Consider the following 18,692-nt stretch of genomic DNA (forward strand, 5'->3'; position numbering starts at 1 on the left):
ACACCGACCCTTCGTAAGTGCTTGCCGCGCCGACTGTTCGACCGGTCGATCGGGTCAGCGGTGACGCCTCAGACCATCGCCGGGCGCCCGGCGAGCATCTTCTGGGCGAGCCGGAGATACGTGGAGCTCACCACCGGCCACGCCATCGTCGGCGCGAGCCGGCGGCCCTCACCCGCCAGCGCGCCGGCCAGCCGCGGCTCGGTGAGCACCCGCCGCAAGGCCGTCGCGAGGGCCGTCGGATCGTCATGGTCGACGACGATTCCCGCGCCGGTGCCGAGCAATTCGACGGCGTGCGGGAAGGCGGTCGCCACCACGGGCCTGCCACTGGCGACCGCCTGGGCCAACACCCCGGAGGCGGCCTGGTCGGTCGAGTCGTAGGGCAGCACCACCGCGGCCGCCGAGCGCGCCATCGTCGTCAAAGCCGTCTGACTGCGGTAGCAGTCGTCGAAACTCACCGAGGCCGCCACACCGAGCCGCTGCGCGCGGTCGACACAGGACTGCCGGTAGGCCTTGCCGTCCTCGGCGGATATGCGTCGATCCGACTGTCCGACAACGAGATACTGCGGTCGACCCGGCACGTCGCCGAGCGAGGGCATCGCGTCGATGACCCGCTCGATGCCCTTACCCGGACCGATCAGCCCCCAGGTGAGCAGCGTCGGCCGCCCCGCGCGTTTCGGCGCGGCGCCGCGCGGCAAGGTGACCCCGTGCGGGATGGTGCTGATCTTCGCGGGATCCACGCTGTAGCCCTGACGCAGCCGGCTGTGCGCGGCGTCGGAGATCACCACGACGTGGCCGGCCTTGGCGACGATCGCCTCGAGCACCTTCCGCTGCTCGGCGGTCGGGTCGTTCGGGATCGTGTGCGCCAGGACGATCGCGGGCACGCACAGCGCGTCGAGGACGCCGAGCACGTCTGCACCGGCCGCACCGCCGTACATGCCGTACTGGTACTGGATGAACGCCACGTCGTAGCGGTTGAGCAGTGCCGCACACCGCTCCATCGAGCCGTCGGCCACCTCTCCGACCACCCGAGGGTCCGTCGACGGTTCGCCGTCGGCGACCCGCACCACGCCGACCTCGGCGCCGAGTTCGCTCAGCCCTTCGCAGAGAGGTCCGCTGAACGCCGCGACCCCACACGGAGTCGGCGCGTACGTACTGAGCACACCGAAGCTGGGGACACGCGAAACACGTTGCGAGGAAAGGTCAGATGAAACAGCCAAGGTGGTCCCGACTCACGGTTGCTTCCGGCACAGACGACGTGAGCGGTTTGCTCGATGCGATCAGCAGCGGACGGCTGACCCGGTCCAACTGGCTGGGCTCCCAACTCCTTCGACGCTACACCCTGCCGCACCCCCGGTCGACAGTCGTTCACCCCGCTGACCACCGATGCGGCGTAGGGTCGGTATATCGGGACCATTCGGGCCCCCGATGCAAAGGGCCGACAATGTCTGACAAGTCACCCAGATCGACCATGACGAAGAAGTCCGGCAAGAGCCTCAAGGAGAAGCGCGCCGCCAAGCACGCCAAGGCCTCCGCCAAGCGCTCGTCCACCGACGTCCTCTTCCATGGCAAGAAGCGCTGACACAGAATCACTTCCCTGGCGTCCCGCCGGTCACGAAGCTGACCCGGCGCGCCGCGGCGCGCTCACCTGTCGGCCACCCCCGGGTCGCGAACGGTCCGTAGGCCATTGCTGAAGTCCCACCCGCAGGGAGAATTCGCACTAACTTATCGCCCCGCGGAAAGGGCGCTGTTAGCTCCCCCGAAGGGGGTCAGGGGCCCGTTCCACCCACGATTGGCATTCCTGAGAAGTGCCAGACATAGTGACGATATAGCGCGTTGATCAACTGACGGCAGGCGTAGTCTCGGCACCGTGTCGAGCAGAAGGCACCGAGCGATCAGGCCCGAATAAGCGATCTCACCAGGACGGACAGTGGCAGATACATCGAGTGCATCACCCAAGGCGGAGTCCCAGTGGCTGTCGAAGTCCGCTTCGCAGACCCGCGGCTCGGACAAGGGCGAAGTCCAGTTCCACTACGACATCTCCAACGAATTCTTCAAGCTGTGGCAGGACCCGAACCAGGTCTACAGCTGCGCCTACTTCGAGAAGGACGACTACACGCTCGAACAGGCCCAGATGGCCAAGATCGACCTGTCACTGGGCAAGCTCGGCCTTCAGCCCGGGATGACGCTGCTGGACATCGGCTGCGGCTGGGGCGCCACGATCATGCGGGCGGTCGAGAAGTACGACGTCAACGTCATCGGCCTGACGCTCTCGGAGAACCAGAAGCGCCACATCGAGGAGCACTGGTTCGCCAACGCACAGACCGACCGCACCATGGAGGTCCGCCTGCAGCCGTGGGAGGACTTCAGCGGCCAGGTCGACCGGATCGTGTCGATCGGCGCGTTCGAGCACTTCGGCTTCAACAAGTACGACGACTACTTCAAGAAGACGTTCGACTGGATGCCCGACGACGGCGTGCAGATGCTGCACACGATCATCATCCCGGAGGATGACGAGATCAAGGCCAAGGGGCTGCCGCTGACGATGTCGCGGGTGCGGTTCATCAAGTTCATCATGGACGAGATCTACCCCGGTGGCCGTCTGCCGCTGGCCTCGATGGTCAAGGAGCACGCCGTCAAGGCCGGCTACACCGTGACCCGCGAGCAGCACCTGCAGGAGCACTACGTCAAGACCCTCGACACCTGGGCGCGCAACCTCGAGGCGCACAAGGACGAGGCCATCGAGATCACCGACGAGGTGATCTACGAGCGCTTCCTCAAGTACCTCGACGGCTGTGCCGACCTGTTCCGCCAGGGTTACACCGACGTCGCCCAGTTCACGCTCGAGAAGGCTCCCGCTTAGCAGAGCTAGGCAATCTGCGTATAAGGTTCAAGATCGATTTTCACGGAAAACGGAGGACGACGCAGATGACGGACAGCGGGTCGGGGGGCTCGACAGGGACTTCGACGAAGATGAAGGTGGCCTACGAGGACGTCCAGGCCCACTACGACATCTCCAACGAGTTCTTCGGGCTCTGGCAGGACCCGACGCGGACGTACAGCTCCGCCTACTTCGAGCGTGACAACATGACGCTCGAAGAGGCGCAGCTGGCCAAGATCGACCTGGCACTCGGCAAGCTCGACCTCCACCCCGGCATGACGTTGCTCGACGTGGGCTGCGGCTGGGGCGCGATGATGAAGCGCGCCGTCGAGAAGCACGACGTGAACGTCATCGGCCTCACCCTGAGCAAGAATCAGCAGTCGCTCAGTCAGCAGATCCTCGACGGCATCGACACCTCCCGGTCGCGCCAGGTCATGCTGCGTGGCTGGGAGGAGTTCGAACAGCCCGTCGACCGCATCGTCAGCATCGAGGCGTTCGAGGCGTTCCCCAAGGACCGCTACAAGGCGTTCTTCGATCTGTGCCACCGGATCATGCCCGACGACGGGAGGATGGTGCTGCAGACGATCATGGGTCACCCGCTCAAGCGCTGGCCCGAGTTGGGCGTCCCGATCACCATGACCGACCTGCGGTTCATGCGCTTCATCGCCAAGGAGATCTTCCCCGGCGGCTCCGTGCCCTGCGACGAGGACGTCATCGAATACTCCACGGCGGCAGGCTTTTCCGTCGCCGAACGCGACGACCTCACCGCCAGTTACGTCCGCACGCTCAACACCTGGGCGCAGAGCCTCGAGGCGCATCGCGAACAGGCGATCGCGGTGACCAGCGAAGAGGTCTACGACCGGTACATGAAGTACCTGCTGGGCTGCGCGGACTTCTTCAACCGCAACGTCAGCTACGTCGCGCAGTTCACGCTGGTCAAGTAATCCGCTTCGCCTCGACGCGGATGCGGGCGCCGCGGGCCGGCACCATGATCACGGCCTTGACCCGCTGGCGTTCCCCCGGTGCGGTCGTGGTGCCCAACACGACACGGCGCAGGATCTCGCGCAGCACGACACGCATCTCCACCATCGCGAAGGTCGCGCCGAGGCAGCGGCGGTTGCCACCACCGAACGGCAACCACGTCGTCGGTGTGAGCGTCGCCCCGACCATCCGATCCGGGTCGAAGCGCTCCGGGTCCGGGTAGACGCCGGGGTCCTCGTGCACGAGCCCGATTCCCGGCGCCACCATCACGCCCGCCGGTAACCGGTAGCCGGCGACGTCGGTGGGTTCGGTCAGCACGCGACCCACGTCGAAGACCACCGGCCGGATCCGCAGCACCTCTTTGACGACGGCATCGAGATACTCGTCGCCGGCCGGGTCGCCCGCCGCGCTGCGATCCGCCGCCCGCACCGCGGCCGCGAGGATCGCGGGATGCCGGGTCAACCGCTCCAGTGCCCACGACAGTCCGGTGGCGGTGGTGTCGTGGCCGGCCACCAACAGCGTCATCAGCTGATCGCGCAACTCACGATCGCTCATCGCGCGGCCACCCTCGTCGGCGCTGCGCACGAGCATCGCCAGCACGTCGGTGCGCCGCGTCAGGTCGGGGTCAGCGCGGCGCTCGGCGATCTCGGCGTACAACAGCCGGTCCGCCTCCTCGATGCGGTGCCTCAGCGACCGCCACAGCGGCAGCCGCTGCAGGCTGGGGTCGGCCAACGCCGGTGTCATCCAGGGGGTCACCGTCAGCAGCTTCGGCATGATCGCGCGCAACGCGGCCAGCCGGGCGGGGTCGCTCGCGCCGATCACCGTCCGCAGGATCACCTCCAGCGTGATCTCCGACATCCTCGGCGCCACCGCGAACGGGGTGCCGACCGGCCAGCACGCGATGTTGTCGGCGGCGATCGTGCGCATCACCTCGACCTGCCGGGCGACCGCGTCACGGTGGAACGGCGCCATCATCAACCGCCGACGGTCGCGGTGCACGTCGTCGTCGATCACGAGGACCGACGTGTCACCGAGCACTCCGCGCAACATCGCATTCGCCTCACCGGCGTGGTAGCGCCGCGGGTCGCCGGCGAACACCGTCTTGATGTCGGCCGGGTCGGCGAGGTACACCATCGTGCCGAGCGACGACACCCGCAGCGCGAACACCGGACCGTAGCGGCGCCGGCAGGCCGAGACGAACCTCGGCCAGTACCGCATCAGCAGTGCCGCCTGCACCGATGCGGGCAGGCGGGGGCCGGGCGGGAAGGTCGGGCGCGCCCGGGTTGTCGGAAGGGTCATGTCGTCACCTCCGATCCCCATTCTCGGCGACGGCCAGCGTGATGCGGTAGCGCCCCTTCGGGACGTCGACCACCGCGCCGGCGGGCCTACCGTCGAGTTCCACCGTCGTACCCGGTGGCAGGGCGGCGAGCCGGACCCGCACCGGGTGGTCGGTGGCCACCGCGATCGTCGACCGGGCCAGCGGCGCCAGACCGGCCCGCACGACGTCCACCGCGCATCCGGCGACGCCGCTGAGGTCGAGCGTCAGCAGCGGCAGCGGGTCGACCTCGTCGCCCAGCTCCCACGTCATCTCGGTGAACAGGCCGGGTGTGGGGTCGAAGTCCGGGATCACGCCGCGCCGGCGCCTGATGGTGCGTGTTCGGTCGGGCCGGGCGTAGGACCGCGCGTCGACCGTGGCGACCTTGCCGCGCACCGCCTTGACCTCGTCGGCCGCCCTCAGTTCCGACACCCACCACACCCGGTGTGGTCCGATGCCGAGATCCTCGCGCACCAGTTGCGGGTACCACGAGAACGTGATGTGCCCCGGATCCGCTTGCCGCAGGTCGGTTTTCATGTGCGCGATCGGATCGTCGAAGTCGTCCTTGAGCAGGAACGCGACGTGATCCTCGACCGGGTACGCGGCGAAGCGGTAGCGGTAACCGAGCCGGTCGATCTCGAACACCTGCTGCACGATGCCCGGGAACGGCACGAACTGGTCGAGTCCGCCGTGGGCGATGACGAACGGCAGCCACCGGGCGTTCGCGAGCAGCGGCCAGGTGTCCCCCTCTCGCGCGCAGCGCGACGTCGGGTCGAAGTCGGCGGGCGCCTGCACGCCGCGCACCAGCCGCACCCCGCACGTCGGGGGTCCGGCGAGCACAACCGCCTGGGCGAACACCTCCGGATAGCTCAACCCCAGCTTGTAGGTGCCGTACCCGCCCATCGAGTACCCCGAGATCACCGTGCGGTTCGGATCGGCGCCCAGTTGTTCGACGACCCGGGCGAACACCTCCCACACGTCGAGTTCGCCTTCGTCGAAGTACCAGCACGCCGGACCGCGGGCCAGCGGCGTCACGACGATCGAGTTGCGTCCGTCGCACACCTCGTGCAGCAGCTTCGGGTCGAACGCCGCGTACTGGTTCTGGCCCAGCGCCAGCGAGTGCAGCATCAGCGTCAGCGGCTGCTTCCGTCCCGGCGCGTACGTCGCGGGCAGGCACACCGAGTACGGCTGCACCCGGCCGAGGAACTGCGGCTCGGTGTCGAGGATGTTGCCCGGTCCGACCCCCTGTCCCAGCTCGACCGACGACACGTACCAGCGGGTGGACGTGCCGGTCACCACCGGCTCCGGGTCGGTCCGCCGGTCGGCGAGCTGATCCCACGGCACCGCCAACGAGAACTGCGACACGTCGCCGTCGTCGAGAGCGTCCGCCTGGGCCTGATCCGACCAGAAGTTCAGCTGCACCTTCTCCTGTTCGCGGGTGCGGAACGCCAGGTTGTAGACGTTGGGTTGCCCGGGACCGGCGCCGCGGACGAACGGCACCTCCGCGAAGCCGTCACCCGCCTCGGTCGCCAGCCCGGCCGCCAACCGCACCGTCCACGTGCCGGTGGGTGCGACGAGCGCCCGCGGCACCGTCGCCAGGAACGACCGCGACTCCATGTCGACGCGGTGCTCGACCGCGGTCCGCGTGCCGGTGGTCAGGTCGATGAGCCAGGCCCCGGCCCCGGAGACCAGCAGGGCCAGGTCGATGCCGGTGGAGCGGACCCCGGCGTTGGCCGGCCACTCGTTGCTGGCCGCGGACCCGCGGTCGGTGTCGAAGGTGAACAGGCCGATCGGAACCGACCTGTCCAGCAACGTGTTCCAGTCGATGCGCCACCAGGTGTGGGTGGTGGTGAGCCCGATGCCCACCCGGAATATGTCCGCTCCGTTGCGGGCCGCGGGTCCGTCGGGATAGATGTAGGTGCCGCGCGGCGGCGCGCCGCCGGTGGGCACGCTGACGGGGACACCGGAGGCGCCGTGGTCGTCGTAGAGGAAGTCGGTCCACAACAGCGCGCCACCGGCGAAGCGGCCCGTCCCGCAGGTGCGGGGGAATTCCTCGCCGAACGGCCACCCCGCGGGGACGGGCAGGTCCGGTTCCCGCTGCAGCGCCGCAGGCGGGACCCCTTCGGGCATCCCGTCGATCACGACGAGGTCCGGTGGGGGCGGCGACGCGGGAGCCACCGCGTTCCTGACGGCCCCGGCGACGCGGCGGGCGATCCGGAGCGGGAGCAGCGCGGCGGAGATCAACGACACCGTCCCGACGTTAAGCCGAAAGCGGGCTTATGGCGGGCGGTTCGGGGTCAGTAGGCGCCGAAGACCAACGCGATGTTGTGCCCCCCGAGGCCGAACGAGTTGCTGACCGCGTACCGGTGGTCCCCGCGACGGGGTTCGCCGCTGACGACGTCGAGGTCGATGTCGGCGTCGAGGTGGCGCACGTTGAGCGTCGGCGGCACGACCCCGTCGCGCAACGCCTGGACCGTGAGCACCGCCTCGACGGCCCCGGCCGCCCCCAGCGAATGTCCCAGCGCCGCTTTCGGTGCGTACACCGCGGGGTGGTGCTCGCCCATCGCGTGCCGGATGGCGCGCCCCTCGGCCACGTCACCGAACGCGGTGCCGGTCGCGTGGGCGTTGACGAGGTCGATGTCCGACGGCGCCAGACCGGCCAGGTCGACCGCATGCCGGATCGCGTCACCGGCGGGCACCCCGCTGGGATCGGGTTCGACGATGTCGTAGCCGTCGGAGGTCATCGCCGCGCCCATGATCCGCCCGAGGATCGTCGCGCCGCGGGCCTTGGCGTTCTCCTCGGTCTCGATGAGCAGCAGTGCCCCGCCCTCGCCGAACACCATGCCGTCGCGGTCCTTGTCGAACGGGCGGCAGGCGCCGGTCGGATCGTCGTTGTTGGTGGACAGCACGCCCATGCGGGTGAAGGCGCCCACCGGGACCGCCTCGATCTGCGTCTCCACACCTCCGCAGATCGCCATCTCCACCTCGCCGAGGACGATCTGCCGCCACGCCTGGGCGATGGCGGCCGCCCCTGAGGCGTCGGCCATCACCGGAGAGATGATCCCGCCCTTGGCCTGCCGGTCCAGCCCGACCGCGGCGGCCGGGGCGTTGGGCATGTACATCTGCACGGCCAGCGGCGACACCGCGCGCAGCCCCTTCTGCCGCCAGTTGTCGTACTGCGCCGGGATCTCCTCGGTGGAGCCGAGCGCGAGCCCGATCGACACCATCAGCCGCCGTGCGTCGATGTCGGGCGTGCCCGCGGCCTCCCACAGGCGGCGGCCCAGCACCGTCGACATCTTCTGCATGTAGGACAACCGGCGCAGTTCGACACGGTTGAGGTGGGCGTCGAAATCCTCGCGGAGTTGACCGCCGATGCGCACCGGCGAGTCGAGTTGCTCGACGAACCACGAATCCAGCGCGCGGATGCCGCTGTGTCCGGCCAGCAGCTGCTGCCAGGTATCCTCGGCGTCGGGCGCCAGCGCGGTGGTGGAGGCGACCGCGGTCACCACCACGTCGGCGAATCCGCTGCCGGTTCTCAACTTGGCCATGCCTGCGCATCCCCTATTGCTCGCTTGACGACGTTGAGTCTTTCAAGACAGGTTACGCTGTGCCGCCGCGACTTTCGCGTGCCGGCACGCGGGTCAGCGCACCGCGCCGTTGATCACCGGATCGGCGATCATGCCCTTCTCGACGCCCCACATCGTGGCGATCGTGCGGTATTCGCCGGTGGCCATCACGTGCTCGAGCGCCTGGCGCAGCGACTCCGCGAGCTCGGACCCCTTGGCCACCGGCCACCCGTAGGGCGCCGAGTCGAACACCTCACCCGCGGGCTCCAGTGCGCCGCCGGAGGTTTTGATCGCGAACCCGGTGACCGGTGAGTCCGCCGACATCGCGTCCACCTCGCCGGCGAGCAGCGCCGCGGTGACGTCGTCCTGTTCGGTGAACACGACCTTCTCGATCGGTTCGTCACCCGCCGCCACGCACGCCTCGCTCTTGGCGGGCAGCTCATCGGTCTCCTGAATCACGCTGTACGCCACGCCCACCCGCAACCCACAGGCGTTCGACGGATCGACCTGCGCGGAGCCGGCCCGCTGCGCCCACAGCGTGCCCGCCTCCAGATACGTGACGAAGTCGACGGTCTTCTCGCGTTCGACGGTGTCGGTGATCGAGGACATGCCCAGCGTGAACGCCCCGGACTGCACCGACGGAATCACGCTTTCGAACGCCGTCTCGCGGAACTCCGGCGTCAGGCCCAGTGTGCGCGCGACGGCCTTCATCAGGTCGACGTCGAACCCGACGATCTCGCCGTAGGCGTCGCGGAACTCGTTCGGCGCGTACGGCACGTTCACCCCGACGATCAGCCGGCCCGACTCGCGGATGCCCGCGGGCACGGTGGCCGCGATCGACGGCACCTCACCCGGTGTCGGCACCGGCGTCGGCGTCGCGGTGTCCTCGGCGACCACCACCTGCCTCGGGGCCCGGGTCCGCTCGGGCCACCCACTCCACTGCCACGTCACCACACCCGAGATCGCCACCACCACCAGCGCGACCCCCGCCACCGTGGCGGCCCGCCTGGTCAGCCTGCGGCGCACCGGGATCCGGGCGGACCGGGCGGAATGCCTGCCCGACCGGCTCGACCAGCGCATCGGCGAGGTCAACGCGCGCCGCGCCGCCGCGGCCAGCTCCGCCGCCGACTGGTAGCGCCGCTCGGGCTTCTTCGCCATACCCCGCTCGATCACCGCGTCGAAGGCGGCGAGCCGTGGATCGACCGTCGACGGTTTCGGCACCGGCCGCACGATGTGCCCGGCGATCTGTTCCTCGAGGCTGTCCGCCGGGTACGGCCGCACCCCCGTCAGGCACTCGTAGAGCACGCAGGTGAGCGCGTAGATGTCCGAGCGCGGGTCGATCCTGCCGCCGTTGAACCGCTCCGGCGCCATGTAGGCCAGCGTGCCGAGCGTGCTGCCCGCGGTCGTCATCCCCGGCTCGCCGGCGCTGCGGGCCAGGCCGAAGTCGATCAGGTACACGAAGTCGCGGTCGGTGATGAGGATGTTCGACGGTTTGACGTCTCGGTGGATCAGCCCGGCGGCATGCGCGGCGTCGAGCGCCGTGGCCACCTGCTCGACGACCTTCACGGCAAAGGACGGCAGCAGCGGCTTGTCGGCCTCGGCCAGGATGGCGCCGAGGTTGCGGCCTTCGATCAGCCGCATGTCCAGATACAGCCGGCCGTCGATCTCGCCGTAACTGTGGATCGGCACCACGTGCGGGTCCTGCACGCCCGCGGCCGCCTGCGATTCGCGCCGGAACCGCCGCTGGAACGTCGCGTCCTGGGCGAGGTGGGGCGGCAACACCTTCAAGGCCACGACCCGGTCGGTCCGGGTGTCGTAGGCCTTGTAGACCTCACCCATCCCGCCCCGGCCGATCAGCTTCTGCAGCTGGTAGTGCCCGAATGGTGTCGCGTCCACCGTTGTACTCCTCGGCAGCGGCCAGTCGGTGTGTCGAGGAGAAATTACCGCACCTTTGCCGAAGTTGTCGCAACTCATTCGACGCTGCCGTCAAACGTGCCGCAAAACCGAACTTATGGCAAATTGGATGAAGGGTAGGGAAACCCCCGATTCCTCGCCCCATCCCTGCGTCCGACACTTGGCGGCAACGAACCGCCGTGGGGGACGGCCGGTCGTCCGCAGGGAGCCCGGAGGGGGAAGAAAGTGTTACAGCAGGTCGCGGACCGACAAACCAGTATCGATCAGCGCGCGGACGGGGGACACCGCCGCGCCGGCACCAGGGGAACCTTCCAAGTGACAGCGACGGGGCGAACCCCGAGTGACATGCCAGGTCTGGACATCGCAGAGTTGAAGTCCTGGCAGAACTACCTGGACGCCGCATTGCGGCTGCAGGCCAAGCTCAACCACGACCTCAACGAGGCCTGCCGGCTCACCCTCGAGGACGTCCGGCTCCTGCACGAGCTCGCCAAGTCCGCCACCGGGTCGGTGCGGATGGGCGCACTCGCGCAGACGCTGGTGTCCACTCCGAGCCGGGTCAGCCGCCGAGTCGACCGGCTCGAGGCCCGCAACCTGGCGCACCGCGCCTCCAGCGACCGGGACGGCCGCTACGTCCTGGCGACCATCACCGACGAGGGCCGCTCGCTGCTCGATAAGGCGATGGCCGTCTACGGCCAGACCGTCCGGACCCACTATCTCGATCCGCTGAGCCGGCCGCAGACCGCGGCGATGGCGGAGAACTGCCGCCGCATCAACGCCGCGCTGTCCCCGGATCTGCGGGCCGCGAACTGAATCCACCGACGGGCCGTTACTGACGCGGCAGATAGTTTGCAGGCATTGATCTTGCGGATGCAACAAGAAGGTGGCGGATATAGCGGCTGACCACCGTCGCTGCGACGTTTCATACCGAGGGTCGGTTTCGCGATCGCTTTGCTGTTTGCAATCATGAAGCGATGGACGTGGCCCGGGACGCGTCAGCCGGACGCGAAGCCGTCGCGGAGTTCCTGGCTGCGGTCACCGAAGGCCCGGCCGGACTTCTCGTGGAGGGCGAGGCCGGGATCGGCAAGACCCGGCTCTGGCTGACCGCCGTCGAGGAGGCCCGTCAGCGGGGCTACCGCGTGTTGTCAGCTCGCGCGGGTCAGGCCGAGACGTCACTGGCCTACGCCGTCGTCGCCGATCTCCTCGAGGACGTCGACCCGGAGCTCACCCGGGGCCTCCCCGAAGTGCAGCGGCTGGCTCTGGACCGGCTGATGCTGCGCGGCGACGCCGACGGTCCCGATACCGACCACCGGGTCGCCGCAGCCGCCGTACTGAGCACTCTCGAGATCCTCTGCAGCGAGGCGCCCATGATCGTGGCCGTCGACGACGTGCAGTGGCTCGACGTGTGCAGCCGGGAAGTGATCGGCTTCGTGGCGCGCCGGCTGAACTGCCCGGTGGGGCTCCTGCTGACCGAACGTTCCGAGGAACGAGGGCCCCACCACACCGAGTGGCTGCAACTGGGGCATCCCGACCGGCTGCGCCGCCACCGCGTCGCGCCGCTCACCCTGGGCGGCCTGCACGCGATGCTCTCCGAACGGCTCGGGCGCTCGTTCCCACGGCCCACACTGATCCGGATCGCGGAGACCTCCGGCGGAAACCCGCTCTACGCCCTCGAACTCGCCCGCGCCATCTCCGAACAGACCGCCGCCGGTGAACCCGCCCTGCCTGCGTCACTGGCCGACGTCGTGCGCAGGCGCATCCAGGGCATCGACGAGGTGGTGCGCGACGTCCTGCTGGCCGCGGCCTGCGTCGCCGCCCCGACCGTCGACCTCGTCGCCAGCGCCACCGAGAAGACTCCCGAGGAGGTGCTGGAGCTCCTCGAAGCCGCCGAGGAACAGGGGCTGGTCGAGATCGACGGTCTGACAATTCGTTTCGCCCATCCCCTGCTGGCGCGGGGCGTGTACTCCGAGGCGGGGCCCGCCCGCCGCCGCCACATGCATAGGCGGCTGGCGGGCGTGATCGCCCAACCCGAACAGAAGGCTCGCCACCTCGCCCTCGCGGCGACCCGACAGGACGACGACACGCTCGCCGCCCTGGACGCGGCGGCCGATGCGGCCCGCGCACGCGGCGCCCCGGCCGCGGCGGCCGAACTCCTCGAATTCGCCATGCGACTCGGCGGGGACACCGATCTGCGCCGCCTGCAGGCCGCGGCGCACTTCTTCACCGCGGGCGACGGTGCGCGCGCCGGAAAACTGCTCACCGCCACGCTGCCCCGGATGCCCCACGGGCCGCTGCGGGCTATGGCGTCGATGCATCTCGCCGGAATCCGCTTTGACCGGAACGACTTTCAGCAAGGTCTCCAACTTCTCGACGAAGCGCTCGCCGACAGCGAGTCCGATCCCACTCTGCAGGTGTACTGCCTGATGACGCTCGGCATGGCCCAGACGAGTTCCGGTGATCACGAGGTTGCTCTGCGCAATGCCGAGCGCGCGGTCGAGATCGCCGAACAGACCGGCCAGCGCCAGCTGATCGGACAGGCCCTGACCGTACGGGTGTTCACGCGCTTCATCTTCGGGTTCGGCCTCGACGACCGGGACATGCAGCGCGCACTCGACTACGAGGATCCGGATGCGGAGGTGCCGTTGCCTTTTCGGGCTCGCGCGGTGGCGGGCCTGATCAACTCGTGGACCGGGCGCCTCGACGAGGCCTACGCCACACTGCAGGACCTGCGGCGCCGCAACCTGGATCGCGGCGCCGACCGTGACCTGCTGGCACTGTCGGTGAGCGGCACCATGATCGAGCTCTGGCGCGGCCGGCTCGATGAGGCCGCGACCTACGCCGACGACGCCGTCGAGCGCGCCGAACAGCTCGGCGGCGACAACTCGCGAATGGTGGCACTGGGCATGCGCGCGATCACCGGCGCCTACGCGGGCCGGGTGCGCGCGGCCCGCGCCGATGCCGAAGCAGCGCTGGAGATGGCACGCCGCAGCGGGATCGCGCGGATGACGTGGTGGCCGCTCGGTGTGCTGGGCTTCATCGAGGTGTCACTGGGCAACTACTCCCAGGCCCTCACCACGCTCGAGCCGCTGCTGGACGATTACCTGGCCACCCCCGGCAACGAGATCTTCGAATCCTTCTTCGTCCCAGACGCCGTCGAGGCGCTGGTGGCAGTGGGGCGCAGCGCCGAGGCGCAGCCCCTCATCGACAGATTCGCACACGACGGCCGACACCTCGACCGCCCGTGGATGTCGGCGGTCGCGGAACGCGGTCGCGGTCTGCAGCTGGCCGCGGGCGGCGACGTGGACGGGGCGATCGCCGCGGTGACCGAGGCGATGGCCCACCACGAGCGCCTGCCGATGCCGTTCGAACGTGCGCGCACCGCACTGCTTCTCGGACAGCTGCAGCGCCGGCAGCGACGCAAGGAAGCGGCCGCCGCGACACTGCGCGAGGCACTGGAGACCTTCGAGAACATCGGCGCCGTGCTGTGGGCGCAGCGCGCGCGGGAAGAACTGACCCGGGTCAACGTGCGTCCCACCCGCGATCAGAACCTCACGCCGTCAGAGCGGCGCGTGGCCGAATTGGCCGCGGCCGGAATGAGCAACCGCGACATCGCCGCAACGCTGTTCATCAGCATCAAGACCGTCGAGGCCAATCTCGGCCGCGTCTACCGCAAGCTCGGCGTGCGGGGCCGCGTCGCGCTCGCCCGCCGACTCGAGGAGTGAGCGGATCACACCACCTGCTGCAGGTTCGCCCCCGCGGTGACGTAATAGGCCGTGTAGGTCGTCGCCTCTCCCGGAACCCGGATCGTGTGCGTCGCCGCGCCGTCGTCGGACCACCCGTCGAAGGTCAGCTGCCTGCCGTTGACCGTCTGGGTCGTGGGCGCACTGAGGACGTAATCCACGCCCACGACGGCGCGTTCGGTGTACGAACCCGTGTAGGGCAACCCGTCGATGGTGAACCGCGCGCCGGGATCGCTCGCGGCGATCGTCAGGTCGACCAGGTTGGGCCTGATGTCCTCGTAGGTCGAGGTGGACAGACCGCTGCTGTCGGTGACCGTCAGGTGCACGCGATACCAGGTGCCGTCGATCTGATCGCGTGACCGCGGGATGGTGATGGTGGCCGTGTCCCCGACGATGTTGTCGGCGAACGGATGGGTGTGCTCGTTGTGATGGAACACGACCGTCCACTTGTATGCGGTGGACGGGAGCGGCGCACCGTCCGGGCGGTCCTGCGCATCGGTGCCCGAACCCCTGAACGTGATGGTGTCGCCGGCGTTGTACGACGCCGGGAAACTCACGATCTGCGCGACCGGCGGCGTGCTGCCCACCGTCACCTTCTGCGTGGTCGTGTTCGTCTTCTCACCGTCGCTGACCGTGAGCGTGACCGTGTAGGTGCTGTAGGACCCGGTGGTCGTGAACTCGTTGACGGGGGTCGCCGAGGTCGACGTGTTGCCGTCGCCGAAATCCCACCGGTAGGTGAGATCGTCGTCGTCGTCGGGGTCGTACGAGCGCAGACCGGAGAAGTTGACGATCAGCGTCTTCTCCGCCGTCGTGGTCGGCGAGGCGTCGATGACGGCGGTGGGCGCCCGGTTGCCGCCGGACGGTGAGATCATCGACAGCTCACCGGGATAGATCGTCAGCTGGTAGAGATTGTCGTCCGGTCCCTGTGCCAGGTTGACCGTCGCACCGGCGTTGCCCCAGAACGTCTTCGCGCTGATCAAGCTGCTGTACTGCTCGTCGAACTCGAGCACCCGGATCCAGCCCAGGCTGTAATCGGCGATGTACACCCGGTTGCGGTATCTCTCAGGGAAACCGGCGCCGTCGAAGACCGTCACTGACGTGATCGCACCGCCGCTGACCGGCGGTGCCGAATGTTCGTACGCGTAGATGGGATTGATCGACGCGCAGCCGGTGCAGTTGCCCTCAGCCTGCGGCCAGCCGTAGTTGCCGCCCTTCACCACGAGGTTGAGTTCTTCCCATTTGGACTCGCCCACGTCGGCGACGAGCAGCTTCCCGTTCGGGGTGAAGGTCAGCCGGAACGGGTTGCGGAACCCGTAGGCGTAGATGTAGTCGGCGGGGCTCGCCGTTGTGGTGTCGGCGTCGACGAACGGATTGTCCTCGGGCACCGAGCCGTCGGGGTTGAGCCGCAGCACTTTGCCGTGGATGTTGCGCAGGCTCTGCGAGTTCACGACCCCCTCGGTGTTGTCGCCGACCACCCAGTAGAGGTGCTTGCCCTCGTTGTCGAATGCGAGGTCGCCGCCGTGGTGAAAGGTGTTGGCGTTCTCAGTCGACTGGATGAGGATCTCGGAGCTCTCGACCCTGGTCATGTCCTCGGACAAAACCAGACGTGACAGGGTGTCCCTGTTGGTGTCGCCGGCCGTGTAGGCGACATAGATTGAGCGGTAGCCGAATTCGTCTTCGTGCCAGAAGTCCGGGTGGATCTCGATACCGGTGAGGCCGCGCTCGCCGCCGGTGGTCGTGGAGATCACCGTCAGCGTGGTGACCGCCCGGGTGTCCGGGTTGTAGACCTTGATCGAACCGCCCTTCTCGGCGATGAATATCCGGTCGACGCCGCTCTCGTGATGCTTGTCGAGGATCTTGAAATCGGTCGGCTCGGTGAGCCCGGAGACCAGCACCGCGCGGTCGAGTTCCTCGGGCAGGTCCGCGCTCGGCCCGCATTGTCCGAGGAATTGGACTACAGCCGCACTCAGCGCGCGGCCCTCCGGGGAGCCACCGAAGTCGAAGACGGCTCTTTCGAACATCCGGATCGGAGTGGCCAGCGGCGACGCGAGGAAGCCGTCGATCGCCTGGGTCGTCTGTCGCCGGACCCAGGCCGCGACCGCCCACAGTGCCGGCGACGGCCCGGGTGCCGCGGGACCGGGGCCCGCCGCTCCCGCACCCGCTCCCCCGGTCACGCCGCCGAGCATCGGCTTGAGAACGTTGTCGAGGAAGTTGGTCACCGTGTTGATGACGCCGCACAGGCAGGTGACCACGGGCGCGGGGATGCTCGCGATGAACTGTTCGGGCGTCGGCAGATTCAGCCGCAGCGGCGGCAGACCGGCGAGCCGGGTCCGCGCTGATGTCAGCAGCGCCGAGTCGTCGGTCAGCGAAAGCGACTGCCCAGCAAGGGTGTTCGTCGACCCGAGGCTCGCTGGGTCCACGTCGAGGCCGGTGTCGTCGAGCTCCGATGGAGCGACGTCAGCCGGGGGCGGGGAATCGCCCGTGTCGACGGGATCGGCGGCCTCACTGTCTGCGGGCGGTTCGTATGACTCCGGCGCGGGGGCGCCGGCGCCTGGCGGTGTCTCGACGACCGGCTCGCGGACGTCGGGTTGCCCGACCGCTTCGGCCGGCGGCCGCTCGAGTTCCTCAGGGTCTTCGTCGCCGTCGGCGCCTTCGAGGTCCTCATCGAGATCGTCGAGATCCCCGTCTTGATCCCCGTCGAGCTCTCCGTCGAGCTCTCCGTCGAGTTCTTCGGTCACCTCTGGGTCGCCGGCATCTTCGTCGTCGGCGTCCTCGGTGACGTCTGACGCCTCCTCATCTGCGGCGGCGCCGTCGTCCGTGGTGGGCGTCGTCTGCGCCCCTTGCGAGGCGGCCGGTTCGGCCGTCGACGGCGGGGAGTCGTCAGCCCAGGCAACCCCCGGTGTCGTTGCCACGGCTCCCCCCACGCCGAGCGCGATCGCCAGCGCGCCGACGCGTCCGATGTATGCGGCGTAGGTCGATGCCACCTTGTGGTCGTTAGCTGTCATTGCTCGAGCGCCCCCTCGAATCCCCGTGCGAACGCCTCCGCAGGGCGTGCGGACATCACTATCGCACCGCGCCCGAGGGAAATTTGTCCTTTCCGTAAGTCACGTTTCTTTCGTTTGCCCGGCCATCCCTGGGTACTGCGCCCGAAGGTGCAGCCAACCCGGTCGTCAGTTATTTCCCCGGACCTGTCCGTCGGCGAGTAAGCGGACCTTGAAATCGCAAGTTAGCTACGCCCAGGCCACGCGCATCGACGGGCAACACGCATGTCAACCGCTTGTCCTTGAAACCGATAGCGAATTTTCGCCGAAGCGTCGACCTGGTCGCGGTTAGCCGCCGAGGCTACCTCCAGCTATTTTGCTCCGCGAAAGACGTATCGATCGAAAAGACCTCCGGCCGCGCAGACGCGTGTTCTCGCGTTTGCAAACAATTACTGATCTTGTACTGGCGTACCGCTCGCCGCACGGTTGGGAAAGAGTAGGGAATTCCCCAATTCGTCCGGGGCCGATGCGCTCTACCGTGTGGGCATGCTCACAGTCGACGCTCAGACGTCGGGATGTCTGGCCGAGTGGTATCTGCCGGACCTCTCCGAAGAGCTGATCGACGCCTTCGTCGCGCGCATTGAGTCGGTCGCGGCGCAGATGCGTGCCGAGGGGACCGACATCCACCTCGTCCTGACGCTCGCCGTGCCCTCCGACGAGGTGCTCTACGGCGTATTCGACGGCTGCGAACCAGGTCTCGTGTCGCGCACATGTGAGCAGGCCGGGCTGGCGCCACAACGGTTGAGCAGCAAGGTCGGGACCCGGATCCTGCACTCATATGAGCAACGTAGGGAAAACCCCGATTCCTGAGGGGTCGGGCACTTGGTTTATTTGACAAGGACTCGGGGCGCTCTGCAAGGGGGCGGGCACGAGCCGCACCGAGTCCACGTGCGTCGCCCGGGGGATGCGACGTCACAATTGCTTGTCTACCTGCCGTCGGGGCGGCAGGTAGACAAGCTTTTGTCGTTCTGGGGATCAGCCACCCTTTCGCGCATATGCCGACCGTGAGCCCGTGCGCGATGATTCGCCCTTGGGTTCAAGGCGTCTATGCAACAGCGGGTGGATTGAGTGGGTCGCACAGTAGCGCGTCGAGTGTTTCGGCGGGTGTTTTCCAGCCGAGGGTCTTGCGGGGTCGGTTGTTGAGCTTGGTTGCGACGTAGTCGAGGTAGTCGGCCGGAAATATCGAGAGATCAGTGCCTTTGGCAAAGTACTGACGCAGCAGTCCATTGGTGTTTTCGTTGGTGCCGCGTTGCCACGGGG

12 protein-coding genes are annotated in these 18,692 nt (G+C 68.3%); 5 read left to right on the top strand and 7 right to left on the bottom strand.

Features of this window, described 5'->3' with window-relative positions:
• Positions 1-68: 68 nt before the first annotated feature.
• Entirely contained in the window at positions 69-1,160 is a 1,092-nt protein-coding gene (locus tag AU195_RS09665) for a glycosyltransferase (RefSeq protein WP_502687329.1), read from the bottom strand.
• Between the two features lie 767 nt (positions 1,161-1,927).
• Between AU195_RS09665 and AU195_RS09670 the strand changes: the two genes are divergently transcribed.
• Together AU195_RS09670 and AU195_RS09675 are read left to right on the top strand one after the other, a co-directional pair.
• Entirely contained in the window at positions 1,928-2,860 is a 933-nt protein-coding gene (locus tag AU195_RS09670; protein ID WP_059158854.1) for a cyclopropane mycolic acid synthase family methyltransferase, read from the top strand.
• 65 nt (positions 2,861-2,925) lie between these two features.
• Complete coding sequence (locus AU195_RS09675) at positions 2,926-3,822, top strand: cyclopropane mycolic acid synthase family methyltransferase (protein ID WP_082703012.1); 897 nt, start codon at positions 2,926-2,928, stop codon at positions 3,820-3,822.
• On the opposite strand, the gene AU195_RS09680 is transcribed toward AU195_RS09675, so the two are convergent.
• The 4 genes from AU195_RS09680 to stpK7 all read right to left on the bottom strand — a co-directional run bounded on the left by AU195_RS09680 (position 3,815) and on the right by stpK7 (position 10,636).
• Positions 3,815-5,158: a cytochrome P450 gene (locus AU195_RS09680; RefSeq protein ID WP_059158867.1), complete on the bottom strand. Its 1,344-nt coding sequence runs from the start codon at positions 5,156-5,158 to the stop codon at positions 3,815-3,817. The genes AU195_RS09675 and AU195_RS09680 overlap by 8 nt on opposite strands.
• A gap of 4 nt (positions 5,159-5,162) precedes the next feature.
• Positions 5,163-7,424, bottom strand: a complete 2,262-nt coding sequence (locus tag AU195_RS09685) for an alpha/beta hydrolase family protein (protein WP_059158856.1) — start codon at positions 7,422-7,424, stop codon at positions 5,163-5,165.
• Positions 7,425-7,471: 47 nt separating this feature from the next.
• Positions 7,472-8,722 (bottom strand): KasA/KasB family beta-ketoacyl-ACP synthase, encoded by a 1,251-nt coding sequence (locus AU195_RS09690; protein WP_059158857.1) that lies wholly within the window; start codon positions 8,720-8,722, stop codon positions 7,472-7,474.
• A gap of 93 nt (positions 8,723-8,815) precedes the next feature.
• The gene (gene stpK7 / locus AU195_RS09695) at positions 8,816-10,636 is read right to left on the bottom strand and encodes a serine/threonine protein kinase StpK7 (protein ID WP_059158858.1); all 1,821 of its coding nucleotides are present in this window, start codon (positions 10,634-10,636) and stop codon (positions 8,816-8,818) included.
• 243 nt (positions 10,637-10,879) lie between these two features.
• Here stpK7 and AU195_RS09700 point away from each other — a divergent pair, with 243 nt between their 5' ends.
• Both AU195_RS09700 and AU195_RS09705 read left to right on the top strand, forming a co-directional pair.
• Positions 10,880-11,464, top strand: coding sequence for a MarR family winged helix-turn-helix transcriptional regulator (locus tag AU195_RS09700; protein ID WP_082703013.1), 585 nt, complete (start codon positions 10,880-10,882; stop codon positions 11,462-11,464).
• Positions 11,465-11,625: 161 nt separating this feature from the next.
• Positions 11,626-14,373 carry a helix-turn-helix transcriptional regulator gene (locus AU195_RS09705; RefSeq protein WP_059158860.1) on the top strand — a complete coding sequence of 916 codons (2,748 nt, stop codon included), beginning with the start codon at positions 11,626-11,628 and terminating at the stop codon, positions 14,371-14,373.
• A gap of 5 nt (positions 14,374-14,378) precedes the next feature.
• On the opposite strand, the gene AU195_RS09710 is transcribed toward AU195_RS09705, so the two are convergent.
• Complete coding sequence (locus tag AU195_RS09710; protein ID WP_059158861.1) at positions 14,379-17,396, bottom strand: PQQ-dependent sugar dehydrogenase; 3,018 nt, start codon at positions 17,394-17,396, stop codon at positions 14,379-14,381.
• Between the two features lie 522 nt (positions 17,397-17,918).
• Here AU195_RS09710 and AU195_RS09715 point away from each other — a divergent pair.
• Entirely contained in the window at positions 17,919-18,242 is a 324-nt protein-coding gene (locus tag AU195_RS09715) for a hypothetical protein (RefSeq protein WP_286149195.1), read from the top strand.
• A 235-nt stretch (positions 18,243-18,477) separates the two neighbouring features.
• Here AU195_RS09715 and AU195_RS25170 read toward each other — a convergent pair.
• The coding region (locus AU195_RS25170; protein ID WP_172800464.1) for an IS30 family transposase at positions 18,478-18,692 on the bottom strand (215 nt) is incomplete at its 5' end.

The sequence above is a fragment of the Mycobacterium sp. IS-1496 genome (genome assembly GCF_001499995.1).
GTDB lineage: Bacteria > Actinomycetota > Actinomycetes > Mycobacteriales > Mycobacteriaceae > Mycobacterium.

Excerpts from the sequence above, each read along its gene's own strand:
- AU195_RS09710 (WP_059158861.1), bottom strand. The coding sequence starts at position 17,396 with ATGACAGCTAACGACCACAAGGTGGCATCGACCTACGCCGCATACATC.
- AU195_RS09690 (WP_059158857.1), bottom strand. The coding sequence starts at position 8,722 with ATGGCCAAGTTGAGAACCGGCAGCGGATTCGCCGACGTGGTGGTGACC.
- AU195_RS09705 (WP_059158860.1), top strand. The coding sequence starts at position 11,626 with ATGGACGTGGCCCGGGACGCGTCAGCCGGACGCGAAGCCGTCGCGGAG.
- AU195_RS09680 (WP_059158867.1), bottom strand. The coding sequence starts at position 5,158 with ATGACCCTTCCGACAACCCGGGCGCGCCCGACCTTCCCGCCCGGCCCC.
- AU195_RS09715 (WP_286149195.1), top strand. The coding sequence starts at position 17,919 with ATGCTCACAGTCGACGCTCAGACGTCGGGATGTCTGGCCGAGTGGTAT.
- AU195_RS09675 (WP_082703012.1), top strand. The coding sequence starts at position 2,926 with ATGACGGACAGCGGGTCGGGGGGCTCGACAGGGACTTCGACGAAGATG.